This window comes from Candidatus Nanopelagicales bacterium (assembly GCA_030700225.1).
GTDB lineage: Bacteria > Actinomycetota > Actinomycetes > S36-B12.
This window is the reverse complement of sequence record JAUYJT010000050.1, coordinates 16,837-29,814: the sequence shown is the minus strand read 5'-3', so window position 1 is coordinate 29,814 and position 12,978 is coordinate 16,837. Positions and strand designations below refer to the sequence as shown.

Below are 12,978 nucleotides of genomic sequence, written 5' to 3'. Positions count from 1 at the left end.
GGATGCGATTCGCCGCGCTACCAGGGGACAAATGCAACGCCGCGGCGATCTCTTCACGAGCCGGATCAGTTATCTCAGGCGCCGCGCCCACAGACGGCACGATGACTGGTTCGGGTCCCGCCGCGGTCACCAGGCCATGGGCTTGTTGGGCTGACACCCACGAAGCCACAGCTTCCCAAGCGGCCAACAGCACAACCTGACACGCGCACGGTGAACCGGGAAGCCCAAGACGTGGATCCCCGGGCATTTGTTCACCGCTGTGATCCGCTGGGCACGGCCCCCACCCAAGAGCGCTCAACGCCTCCGCCAGGGCCGGACCCGCCGGCAAAGTCAACAACTGGCGAACCGCAGCGCGGATTGGGGGTACCTCCCGCCGCGCAGCGGTGGGGGAGCGCGTCACACCAGCCCGCGTCCACCCAACCCGGTCGATTCCGCAGCCACCACGAGCGCGAATCCCGCGCGATAGCCACCTCCACGGGGCTAGACGCGTCGGCCACAGGCGCGGCGAAAACCCTCGACCCGGCGGCCGGGTCAAGAGGCGAGGAACCAACACCATCGAACATGTGTATGATACTAATCGACCCCCCCGACAACCCCACCCAACGACACGGCCAGAAGCAAGAAATCACCCACAACCCGCAGGTCCCCACTGGAATCCGAAGAGCCCCATTAGAACGTCGGCCTACCTCAAGCACGTCGGCCTACCCAGGGGGCTGTCGCTCTGGACCGCCGCTCGCCGAGCCGCCCCAGTCGTCTTCGTTCGGCCGCAACGCAGCCGCCGTTGCGGCACGATCAGTGGCATGCCCCCCTCCCAGCCTCCCTTCGGAGGCGGGCACAGTCGTCCAGCAGCGGCAGCCCCGAGTCGCAGGAACCCGGGTTCTGTCGGATGTCCGCCGTATCCTGAACAACCGGGGCTCAGGAAGGCAGGAGGCGACGTCGTGGGAGAACTGACGGCATCCCAGCCGCGCTATCGACTCGCGTTCAGCGTTGGCGGCCTATTCTCCAATGAGTCGGTGGTCGCAGCGGCCCTCTTCCTTGAGCGCCGAGACTGGGCCAGTGTCCGTGCTGCGATCGACGCGGACAATCTCCTTCGAGCCCGCACGGTGGCATCAGCGAAGCGGCAAAGCCGTGAACTGGTCCAACGACTGGCGGAACTGGCGGACGGGGAAATCGAGCTTCTGACCGACGCAACGGCGAACGAGCGCGGCCACTTGATGTGGGCCGCCGCATGTCGCCGCTACGACCTTGTTGGGGAGTTCGCCGAAGAAGTCGTGCGAGAGCGATTCCTCCTGCTCAAGCCCACCCTGGTACCGGACGATTTCGACTCGTTTGTGCGGTTCAAGGCCATCTGGCATCCCGAGCTCGAAGCGTTGACGGAGTCCACTCTGCGGAAACTCCGCGCCAACGTGCTTCTGATGCTGCGTCAGGCGGGTCTGCTATCGCCGTCCGGAGAGATCCTCCCGTGTCTCCTCTCGCCCCGCGTTTCTGAAGCACTACGGAAGCGATCGCCCAGCGACCTCCGCTTCTTCCCGACGGGCGGCGCCGCACGATGAGCGGGATCGACTTGGCCAAGCAGGAAGAGCACCTGTTCGCCGTGCTCAGCGGCAGGCGGTTCCTCCAGATGGAGGGGCTGAGCAACGAGGTCCCGTTCTTCATCTATCCGTATCCGCCCGAAGCGGCCCTGGACGTGGCCGCTGCGAAGAAGCGCATCAAGAACAGGCTGAGCCAGAAGGGCATCACCGTCCGCGAAGTCAACCTCTACGACCTGTCGGTCGAGATCCTCAAGGAACGCGGTGTGTGGGAGCGCGTGCTCGCGTCCGAACCCGACCTGGACAAGGACGACTTCCGCGAGCTGCTCCAGGGCATGCTCGACCCGCAGCTCCACATCGCGCCTGCGATCCGCGCCAAGATCGGAGACGGCGCCTTCGACATCTTCTTCCTCACCGGGATCGGTGAGGTGTTCCCATACATCCGCTCCCACAACGTGCTCAACAACCTTCAGAGCGTCGTGATCGGCAAGCCGATGCTCATGTTCTTTCCCGGTCGCTACGAGCAATCCGACACCCTCGGCTCCTCGCTGGTGCTGTTCGGGCGGTTGAAGGATGACCAGTACTACAGAGCCAAGAACATCTTGGAACAGGAAGCGTGATGACGATGCTGCTCAACGAGATCTTCGCCAAGGACATTCAGCGCCCAATCGAGGGTGTGATCAAGGCCGACGACACCACGCACCTGGGCACGGAAGTCGAGGAGTACGTGCTGACCAACGAGGCGGCCAAGGGCCTTGAGTTGCTGTTGGAGGCCTACACGAACTACACCTACTCCAACGGTGTGTGGATATCCGGTTTCTTCGGTTCCGGTAAGTCCCACCTGTTGAAGATGCTCGCCTACTTGCTCGGCGATGCCGAAGGGCAGGCGTTCGGACGAGCCAAGGTCTCGGAGAGCTTCCGGTCCAAGGCCAGCGGCGCGTTCCTGCCCGCGCTTCTGACCAAGGCGGAGCGCATCTCGGCCAAGAGCCTGCTGTTCAACATCGATCAGAAGGCCACGCTGATCAGCAAGGACCAGACGGACGCCTTGTTGAAGGTGTTCGTGAAGGTCTTCGACGAGAGCTGTGGCTACTACGGCAATCAGGGCCACGTCGCCCGCTTCGAGCGCGACCTCGACAGCCGAGGTCAGTACGACGCCTTCAAGGACGCCTACAAGCGGATCTCCGGACGCGACTGGGCCCAGGGTCGCGAGGAGGGTGTCCTAGAGGAGCCCAATGTAGCCAAGGCCTACGCCGAAGTCAGCGGCCAGACCGAGGGCGCACCGACCAACATCCTGACCAAGTACCGAAACGAGTACTCGGTGTCCATCGAGGACTTCGCCGATGAGGTGAAGGCGTGGCTCGACAGGCAGCCCGAGGGCTACCGCCTCAACTTCTTCGTCGATGAGGTCGGCCAGTTCATCGGGTCCAACACGCACCTGATGCTCAACCTCCAGACAATCGCCGAGAGCCTCAACACCAAGTGCCAAGGCCGTTCATGGATCTTCGTCACCTCGCAGGAGGACATGGACAAGGTCGTCGGTGACCGCACCAAGCAGCAGGGCAACGACTTTTCCAAGATCCAGGCCCGCTTCAAGACTCGCGTGAAGCTCACCAGCGCCGACGTCGAGGAAGTGATCCGCAAGCGTCTGCTCGACAAGAACGACGCCGGAGCGTCGGCGTTGAAGTCGATCTACGCCAGGGAGTCGGCGAACTTCAAGACCCTGTTCGACTTCGTCGATGGCGCGAAGACCTATCGCAACTACACCGACGAAGCGCACTTCGTCGGCACCTACCCGTTCGTGAGCTACCAGTTCCCACTCTTCCAAGCGGCGATCGAGGGCATCTCGGACCACAACGTCTTCGAGGGTCGCAACAGCTCGGTCGGTGAGCGGTCGATGCTGGGCGTGGTCCAGCAAGTCGCCAAGGACATCGGCAACGTCGAGGTGGGCACACTCGCGACCTTCGACCACATGTTCGCCGGTATCCGGGCGTCACTGAAGTCGGCCTCGCAGCGGTCCATCGACGTTGCCGAACGCAACCTCGAAAACGAGCTCGCGGTTCGCCTGCTCAAGGCGCTCTTCCTTGTGAAATATGTCGAGAGCTTCCATGCCACGCCACGCAACCTGACCGTTCTGGTCTACGACCGTTTTGGGCTCGACCTTCCCGCACTTTCCGAGGGCGTCAGGGAAGCGCTCACGCTGCTGGAGACGCAGACCTACGTCCAACGCAATGGCAACGTCTACGAGTATCTGACGAACGAAGAGCAGGTCATCGAGGAAGAGATCAAGAATGTCGACATCGACGCCTCCGAGGTCAGTTCAAGACTCTTCAAGATCCTCTCCAACGACGTGATGAAGACGAACAAGTTGCGCTACGCGAAGAACGGGCAGGACTTCCCGTTCGGCTTCAAGCTCGATGACCAGGTTCACGGTCCTCAGCGTGAGCTGTCGGTCCACTTCATCACGCCAGATTACCCGTACACGCTCGACGAGACGAGGATGCACAGCGCCGGCAAGGATGAGTTGCGGGTCATCCTCGAACCCGACGTGCGCGTTCTGTCCGACCTGCGGCTGCTCATCAAAACCGAGAAGTACACCAAGCGCAAGCAGACCACGTCGCTCTCGGCAATCGAGGATCAGATCCTGCGCTCGAAGGCGGTGCAGAACCTGGACCGCGAGAAGGAACTCATCCAGCGCATCCAGCGAGCGGTGGGAAGATCCGCACTCATCATCAATGCCGCCGACGTGACGTCCTCATCGCCGGAAGCCCTGACCCGGGTCACCGAAGGCCTCCAGGAACTCATCAGCCGCACCTACACCCATCTGAAGTTGCTGGGCGACGTCACCTACAGAGAGGAGCAGGTTGCCGGTGCTGCCAACCCCGACAGCGGTCTCTTCGACGCCGACGCGTTCTCGAAGATCAACTCGCCTGCTGAGGAACTCCTGTCCTTCATCCTCCGCAAGGAGAGACTCGGCGAGCAGGCCACCGTCAAGACCGTCGTCGATACCTTCCAGGTCAAGCCGTATGGCTGGAACCTCGCCTCCATCGAGGTCATCATCGCCTCGCTCATCGGCGCCTCGAAGGTCACGCTCGCGATGGACGGAAACGTCCTGAAGCGCAGCGAGGTCGCGACCGCACTGCGCAACACCAAGAAGCACTCGTACGCTGTCGTGTCGCCGCAGAAGACCTTCGACGAGCGCAAGGTCGCCAACTTCCGCAGGTTCTGCACCGACTTCTTCGATGAGGGCTACGCGCCGAAGGACCCGCTTGAGTTGGCGCGCCACGGCGCCGACAAGCTCAAGGGCAAGCTCGATGAGCTGAAGGCGACCGTCACCGGCTCCAAGTACCCGTTCGTCGAGCAGCTCGGCGGGCCGATCGCTCTGCTGGAGCAGTCGGTCGGCAAGCCGGATGACTGGTACCTCAGCGAGTTCAACCTTGGCGACGACCTGCTCGAAGCCAAGGAGAACGTGATCGACCCGATCCAGTCGTTCCTCAGCGGACCGCAACGGGTGATCTACGACGAGGCAGTCGCCCTGCTGTCGAACCACAGCAGCAACTTGGGCTACCTGCCCGGCGGGAGCGACGAGACGGTCAAGACCGCGCTCGCCGATCCCAACGCCTTTCGCGGCAACAGGATGGCCCAGCTCAAGCAGGCTGCCGATGACCTTCGCGGCGAGATCGACGGCATCATCGTCACGAACCGCGCATCGGTCACCGCCGCGATCGAGAGCCGCAAGGCCGAGCTGCTCGCGAGCGACTTCTACACGAAGGCCACCCCGGATGCTCAGCAGTGCGTCGTCCAGGCGGTTGACCAGACGCTGTCTCGAGTCGCCACTGAGAGCCATGTGGCGCTCATCCTCCAGATCGGAGCTGACTTCGAGGCCACGGTCTACCCGGAGTTGCTCGACTCGCTCGCCGCATCGCAGCACGGTGGCGGCGACGATGCGCCGCCGAAGCGGACGGTCTCGGTGAAGACGATCCCGGTTCCGGGTGCCTCGGGTGTCCTCGAGACCGAAGAGGACGTCGAGAAATACCTCAGCGCCCTCCGCTCCGCACTCGTCCAGACCCTGAACGACGGAAAGCGAATCTCACTCTGATGGAAACCGCACCGCTGAAGTCCTTCGCGACGTGGGCGCGCACCGCGCTCATTGGCGAGGTCACGGCGCGCATTGCCGCGGTGCTGGCACCGGCATCATCCGAGCGAATCGAGCAGCCGCAGGCGGTCGCGGCCCTGGAGAAGGCGGTCGCCGATGCGGGTGGGGGGGACAAGGGTCGTGCCGCTGTCGCGGACAAGGTGGCCTACACCTGGTTCAACCGGATCATCGCGCTGCGGTTCATGGACGCCAACGGCTACACCGGGGTCGGCGTGGTGTCGCCGCAGGCGGGCGTTGAGGTCGGACAGCCCGAGATCCTCGCTGGCGCCAAACGTGGTGTCATCGACGCGGACGTGGTCAGTCGGCAGACCCGTGAGACGGTCACGGCCTTGCTCAACGGGACGCGCAGCAGCAGCGACCCGCAGGGCGAGGCATATGCGCTGCTGCTGGCCGACTACTGCCGCCACTGGAACCGCTCGATGCCTTTCATGTTCGAGCGCGAGGGTGACTTCACCGAGTTGCTGATCCCGGCAAACCTGCTCGCCGACGATTCGGTGCTCAACCGAGCCGTCAAGGTGCTGACCACCGAGGTGTGCCAGGACGTCGAGGTGATCGGCTGGCTCTACCAGTTCTACATCTCCGAGCGCAAGGACGAGGTCTTCGCCGGCTTCAAGAAGAACAAGAAGGCCGGTGCCGACGAGATCCCCGCCGCCACCCAGCTCTTCACCCCGCACTGGATCGTCCGCTACCTCGTGGAGAACTCCCTCGGTCGACTCTGGATGCTCAACCGGCCGTCTTCGCGGCTGATCGACCAGATGGACTATTTCATCGCCCCGGTCGATGAGGAGACCGACTTCCTCAAGATCACCATGCCCGAAGAACTGAAGGTCATCGACCCGGCCTGCGGGTCCGGTCACATGCTTACCTACGCGTTCGACCTGCTGTACGCGATCTACGAGGAGGAGGGCTACGCCCCGTCCGAGATCCCTGGCCTGATCCTCAAGCACAACCTCTACGGCACCGAGATAGACCCGCGCGCTGGAACGCTCGCCGCGTTCGCGCTCACGATGAAGGCCCGCGGCAAACAGCGCACCTTCTTCAACAAGCAGGTCGAGCCGAACGTCTGCGTGATCGAACCGATCTCCTTCAGCCCGGACGAGCTGGACTTCCTCGTTACGAAGGGCGGAGACAAGCACGCCGAGGAGGCGTTCTGGAATCAGTTTGCCGACGCGGACACGTACGGCGCGCTGATTCAACCGGACCCAGAACTGTCGACTAGGTTGGCGCGCCATCTTAAGACGCTTGACGCTGCTGGCGACATGCTGAGTGCCGACACGCTTGACTGGGCCGCTGAGGCCATCAGACAGGCGGAGTATCTGACCCCCCGCTACTCCGTGGTTGTGGCAAACCCGCCGTACATGGGCAGCAAGAACATGGTCGCGCGGCTAACAGGGTTCGCCAAGGATTCGTACCCGGCTAGCAAATCCGATCTCATGACGATGTTCATGGAGCGCGCAAGCAGGCTCACGGAATCACGCGGCTACTGGGCGATGATCAACTTGCCAGTATGGTTGACGGCCGCGAGCTATGCGAAACTGCGAACCTGGCTTCTTTCTGACCAGGCGATCGAGTCGCTCGTGCAGTTCGGGAGAGGAGTTTTTGGGTCTGACTTTGGCTCAGTCGGCTTCGTGGTTCGGAAATCCCCCCCGACCAGAGAAGAGAGCGCCACCTATCGCAAACTCTTCGAGAATCATGTAGATGTCCGTTCCGTTGGAACGATTGAGTCACTCTATCTTGACTGGGATTTCAACCGATACGAGCGGCGCCAGTCGGACCTTCGGGGACTCCCTGGGGCGCCCATTGCCTATTGGCTCTCCGAAGCAATGCTTGCGGCTTTCTCCCGAAGCTCATCGCTTAGTGAGTTTGTGCCAACCCGCGAGGGCTTAACGACGGGGGACAATGACAGATTCCTGCGCAGATGGTACGAGGTTGGGTCATCGTCTGCTGGCGACTGGGCGACCGACTCGGGCGCGACGGGGCGTCGCTGGTTTCCATACCTCAAGGGTGGCGATTACCGGCTCTGGTGGGGCAATCAGGAGTATGTGGTCGACTGGGAGGGCGACGGTGCGCGGCAACGTCAGAATGTCGATTCCGCGACGGGCCGCGTCCGGAGCCACAACTACAACGGCGAGTTCGCCTTCCTGCCGGGGTTTACCTGGACTGGGGTGAGCATTGGTGGCTTCTCCGGTCGATTGGTGCCTGACGGGTTCATGTTCGACGCTACCGCCCCGATGGCTTTCCCGCCTGAGAGCGTACAGATCGAGCCACTGCTTGCGATTCTCAACTCGTCGACGGGTGCTGAGTTCCTCAAGGTCCTTGCTCCGGCACTCCATTTCAAGCTCGGCACCGTCATGTCGACTCCCGCCCCCGGCCGCACCTCGGACTCTCTGCTGCTCGATGGCATGCAGGTGGCCAAACTCGTATCTGTGTCGCGTGCGGACTGGGACGATTTCGAGACGTCATGGAACTTTGGTACGCCGTCGTGGCTCGTGTCCAGCGATGCTGGCGCGACAGAGAAGCTTGACGAGCTAATGCTGAAATGGTCTCTGGGGCAGGCCGGCGTCGCGCGGGAGCAGGCAGAACGTGAGGCCGAGAACAACCGGGTCGTCGCGGAAGCCTATGGCCTCGCTGAAGAAGTCGAGGCCGACGTCCCGTTGCATCGGGTGTCGCTAGCCCGGAACGTCCAGTTCCGTTACGGACCGGGAAGGACGGCCGAGGAGTACGTCGGGCTCGAGCGTGCAGACGTTGCCTCCGAACTGGTCTCGTACGCCGTGGGTTGCATGTTCGGCCGATACAGCCTGGATGTGCCGGGGCTCATCCTGGCGAGTCAAGGCGAGACGCTCCAGAATTACCTCTCCAAGGTGTCGGCCCCGACCTTCATACCGGACAGCGACAATGTGATTCCGATCGTGGACGGCGACTGGTTCGAAGACGACATCGTGGCGCGGTTCCGAGAGTTCCTGCGTATTGCGTTCGGTGAACAACACTTCGAGGAAAACCTGCGATTCGTCACCCAGGCGCTGGGTGTGAAGGACATGCGCGACTACTTCGTGAGGTCCTTCTACAAGGACCACGTCAAGCGGTACAAGAAGCGCCCGATCTACTGGCTGTTCTCCAGCCCCAAGGGGTCGTTCAACGCACTCATCTACATGCACCGCTACACGCCGCCCACCGCATCAACAGTCCTCAACGAGTACCTACGCGAGTTCAAGGCGAAACTCGATGCCAACCTCCAGCACCAGGAGCGCCTCGCAGTAGGCGGCGGCACACCGCGCCAGCAGGCTGCGGCGGCGAAGGAAGCAGATCGGCTCCGCAAGGTGATCTTGGAGCTGGACGAGTACGAGCACGACGTGCTCTATCCGCTCGCATCCCAGCAAGTCGCGATTGACCTCGACGACGGTGTGAAGGCCAACTATCCCAAGCTCGGCGCTGCCTTGAAGAAGATCCCCGGGCTGGAGGGGCGCGATGACTGACGACGAACTGATCGATTGCGGCACGCCCGTCCAGAACGTGCAGGCGACGATTGCCCGAGTGCTGGCCGATGGTGAAGTCAGCAAGTCGAGTGAGCAAGTGACTACGATCTTGCGCGCTGCGAGTTCAGGAGAGCGCACCCGCAAGGTGCTGGATCGGGGCGATTCATGAGTGAAGTATCCGCAGTCCGCCCCCACCTGCTCAGGCGTCTGGACGATCGCCGCGTCGTCTTCTGGCATGACCCGCAGGGGCGGTACGCCAAGTTCGACGCTCTGGCCGACATCTACTACGACAACAAGAACTGGAACGAGAGCAAGCGGCATACCAAGGCGCGCGATGGCTGACGGCGAGCTCATCCTCTACACCGCCGAGGACGGTGCGCACTTCCAATTGCGCGCCATCGAGGGGACGGTCTGGCTCGCTCAGGCCCAGATCGCTGAGCTTTACGGCACGTCCGTCCAGAACGTGCAGCAGACGATCGCCCGGGTCCTGGCCGATGAAGAGGTCGACGATCGAACCATCAATTCTGAGTTGATGGTTCGCCAAGAGGGCTCTCGCAGGGTCCGCCGCGACGTCCGCGTCTACAACCTCGACATGGTGCTCGCGGTCGGCTACCGGGTCACAACGCCACGCGCCGTCCAGTTTCGCCAGTGGGCGACCAGCGTGTTGCGCGAGTACCTGGTCAAGGGCTTCGCCATGGATGACGCGAAGCTCAAGGCCGCTGATGGATGGGACTACTTCGATGAGTGGTTGGCGCGGATCCGGGACATCCGCGCATCCGAGAAGCGCTTCTACCAGAAAGTCCGGGATCTCTACGCCACCGCCGTGGACTACGACAAGACCAGTGACGAAGCCAAGTTGTTCTTCAAGAAGGTCCAGAACAAGATGCTGTGGGCCGTGACGGGGCATACCGCAGCCGAGATCATCAGTGTTCGGAGCGATTCCGAAGTGGCGAACATGGGACTGACGTCGTGGAGTGGCACCGTGGTCCGCAAGTGGGACGTCGCGATCGCGAAGAACTACCTGAACGCTGATGAGATCACCGAGCTGGACCTGATCGTGACCATGTACCTCGACTACGCCGAACTACAGGCGAGGAATCGGCGGGCGATGACCATGGCTGACTGGGCCGAACGCCTCGATGCGTTCCTGCAGTTCAACGAGCGCGAACTGCTTACCCACGCCGGGACGGTCCGGGCCGAAGTCGCCAAGACGCTCGCAGATACCCGGTACGAGGAGTTCGACCAGCAACGCAAGCGTGACGCTGCGGCTGCCGCTGATGCCGAGGACCTCGCCGCTATCGAGGCCTTGGAAGCGCACGGGAAGGACTTGCGGTGACCGGACTTCGCGACCATCTCCTCCGCCGGTTCGAGAACCGCCGTGTGGTCTTCTGGCACGACCCGGAGGCACAGTACGACACCGAGCTGGAAGGCCTCGACCTTCCCGACGTCACCACAATCCGCGTCGCCAACGACGATTACGCCATCAAGAACCGACTCCTGCACGACGAACCCACCAGCAAGTTCCTCGTCTACCGCTCGGGCCAAGTGCCCACGGGCATCGGAAACTGGCTGCTCGATCTGGAGCTGGCCTATGGGGTCTTCACCGCGGATCGCAGTTCTCTCGTTGCCCAGGACCTCGGCCTCACCGCTGAGGGCATCGATGAGGTGGTTCAGGGTCACGAGAAGTTCTTCAACGCCGGCAAGCGCGTCCAGAGCCTGAAGGCGCTGCTGACACCCGAGGACGACGCTGCCCGCCTGCGGGCCAAGATGTCCGCGGTTGTGCTCGGCCAGAAGGAGCACAGCCTGCTAGAGATCACCCGGACTCTCCTTACCGAGAACTCCAAAGGGCAGGGCACTAAGTACGGCACACTCGCGGACTACGGCATCGACGACTTCTACTGGCGTGGAGCCGCGTCGATCTACGGTTACGAGTCCTCCTCGCCGAGCATCGACGACTTCATCCTCTGGATCTTCCGCAAAGCGATCGAGGGTTTCAAGTCGGATCGTCCCGGTGGACTCCAAAACATCCAGCTCGACTTCGCCAGCTTCCGCAACGACCGTCGCAGCCAGGACGCGCTCGCAACACTCGCCAAGCGGGCGTCTCAAGACCTCAACTACGCCGCCACGATCGAGGATGCGAGCTTCAGGGACCTCGTCGCCGTCGACCTCTTCGAGGAGACCGACAAGAAGATCATCAGCGACCTAGCCCGAGCAGTCACCGATCAGACCGTCACCGCCCGCGAGGTTGCCGACGTCGTACGAGCACGGCAAAGCAGCGTGTGGATCGACGGTTATCGCCAGCTCTACACGGCGATCGGAGCCGCAGCGGAGTTGCTTTCGGCGATCGCATCGATCGACGTCACGATGTCGTCGTTCGATGACGCGCTGGACCACTATCGCAACGACTGGTTCCGCATAGACCAGCTCTACCGGCAGTTCACCTTCGCGCACCGCGCCTTCGAGGGACCTCACCCCCTCGACCCATTGCGCGAACAGGTGGAGAAGCGCTACACAAACAAGTTCATCTACGAGTTGGGCAACGCCTGGCAGCAGCGGGTCGACGAGGCGGATCGGTGGGCGTCGGCAATCCTTCGCTCGCAGAGGTCGTTCTACCGCCACTACGTCGAAGGCCTCGTCCGGGACGACAAGAAGGCGGTCGTCATCGTCTCCGACGCACTTCGCTACGAAGTGGCCGAGGAGCTGGGCTCCCGAATCCGTCGGGAGGATCGCTTCGACGCCCACCTTGATGCTGTCCTTGGCGTGCTGCCCAGTTACACGCAACTGGGCATGGCGGCCCTGCTTCCACACCGAACCCTCAAGCATTCGGCTGACGCCAAGATCGTTCTCGCCGACGACCAGCCGACGAATGGCACCGGCCCGCGCGGCAAGATCCTTGAGACCGTCGGGGGCAACGCCATTCAGGCGGAGGACTTCAAGGCGCTCAGCCCCGAGGAGCGTCGCGAGATATTCAAGAACAACCGGGTCCTATACGTCTACCACGACGTGATCGACGCGACCGGCGACAAGCAGGGGACCGAGCGCCGCGTCTTCGAGGCAGCCGAGCAGGCTCTCAGCGAGTTGGTCGACCTGGTGAAGAAAGCGGCGAACGCTAACGCCACCAACATCTTCGTGACGGCTGACCACGGATTCCTGTTCCAGGATGAGGCACTGCCCGAGCAGTTCTTCCTGTCTGAGAAGCCGCAGGGCGACAACATCTTGGTGACCAATCGGCGCTACGTCCTCGGGCACGGTCTCAAGGTCGACTACGCCTTCACCACGTTCAACTCCGTGCAGCTCCAACTCGACAGCGACATCGAGGTCCAGATCCCCAAGTCGATCCACCGGCTCAGGCTGACTGGTGGTGGATCACGGTTCGTCCACGGTGGCGCGACACTCCAAGAGGTCGTCGTGCCCGTGCTCGCGATCAACAAGAAGCGCAAGAGTGACACCCGCCTCGTCAACGTCGAGGTGCTTCCGGAGTCGGACAAGATCACAACTGGCCAGCTTGTGGTGAAGCTGTTCCAGTCCGAGTCGGCGAGCGATAAAGTCCAGCCGCGCACGCTGCGCGCTGGCCTCTACGTCGGAGAGACGCTGATCTCCAACGACCCCCAGCCCGAGCTGACCTGCGACTCCACCTCGCCCGAGAAGCGGGATCGCTACCAGCGCGTGCAGTTGCTGCTCAACAAGGAATCCAACGACTACAACAACCGCGCCGTCGAGTTCCGCCTCGAGGAGCGCATCCCCAACACCAACCAGTGGCGCGTTTACGCCAAAGCGATGTACACGCTCAAGCGCTCCTTTACTTCAGACTTCGACTTCTAAG

General features: G+C 62.5%; 9 protein-coding genes. 8 read left to right on the top strand and 1 reads right to left on the bottom strand.

Going from position 1 to position 12,978, the window contains the following annotated elements:
* A partial coding sequence (locus Q8P38_07555; protein ID MDP4014450.1) for a hypothetical protein occupies positions 1–187 on the bottom strand: 187 nt, incomplete at its 3' end.
* A 751-nt stretch (positions 188–938) separates the two neighbouring features.
* Between Q8P38_07555 and Q8P38_07550 the strand changes: the two genes are divergently transcribed.
* From Q8P38_07550 to pglZ, 8 genes are read left to right on the top strand one after another with little or no spacing between them, the layout of a single operon-like run.
* Positions 939–1,553, top strand: coding sequence for a DUF1819 family protein (locus Q8P38_07550; protein MDP4014449.1), 615 nt, complete (start codon positions 939–941; stop codon positions 1,551–1,553).
* On the top strand, positions 1,550–2,149 hold the full coding sequence (locus Q8P38_07545; GenBank protein MDP4014448.1) for a DUF1788 domain-containing protein: 600 nt from the start codon (positions 1,550–1,552) through the stop codon (positions 2,147–2,149). Before Q8P38_07550 ends, Q8P38_07545 begins: the two co-directional genes overlap by 4 nt.
* Positions 2,149–5,625 (top strand): BREX system P-loop protein BrxC, encoded by a 3,477-nt coding sequence (gene brxC, locus Q8P38_07540; GenBank protein MDP4014447.1) that lies wholly within the window; start codon positions 2,149–2,151, stop codon positions 5,623–5,625. The genes Q8P38_07545 and brxC overlap by 1 nt, the downstream gene beginning before the upstream one ends.
* Positions 5,625–9,155, top strand: coding sequence for a BREX-1 system adenine-specific DNA-methyltransferase PglX (pglX, locus tag Q8P38_07535; protein MDP4014446.1), 3,531 nt, complete (start codon positions 5,625–5,627; stop codon positions 9,153–9,155). The genes brxC and pglX overlap by 1 nt, the downstream gene beginning before the upstream one ends.
* Entirely contained in the window at positions 9,148–9,324 is a 177-nt protein-coding gene (locus Q8P38_07530; GenBank protein ID MDP4014445.1) for a hypothetical protein, read from the top strand. Before pglX ends, Q8P38_07530 begins: the two co-directional genes overlap by 8 nt.
* The gene (locus tag Q8P38_07525) at positions 9,321–9,497 is read left to right on the top strand and encodes a hypothetical protein (protein MDP4014444.1); all 177 of its coding nucleotides are present in this window, start codon (positions 9,321–9,323) and stop codon (positions 9,495–9,497) included. The genes Q8P38_07530 and Q8P38_07525 overlap by 4 nt, the downstream gene beginning before the upstream one ends.
* On the top strand, positions 9,490–10,491 hold the full coding sequence (locus Q8P38_07520) for a virulence RhuM family protein (GenBank protein ID MDP4014443.1): 1,002 nt from the start codon (positions 9,490–9,492) through the stop codon (positions 10,489–10,491). The genes Q8P38_07525 and Q8P38_07520 overlap by 8 nt, the downstream gene beginning before the upstream one ends.
* Entirely contained in the window at positions 10,488–12,977 is a 2,490-nt protein-coding gene (gene pglZ, locus Q8P38_07515; protein MDP4014442.1) for a BREX-1 system phosphatase PglZ type A, read from the top strand. Before Q8P38_07520 ends, pglZ begins: the two co-directional genes overlap by 4 nt.
* The last annotated feature ends 1 nt before the right edge of the window (position 12,978 follow it).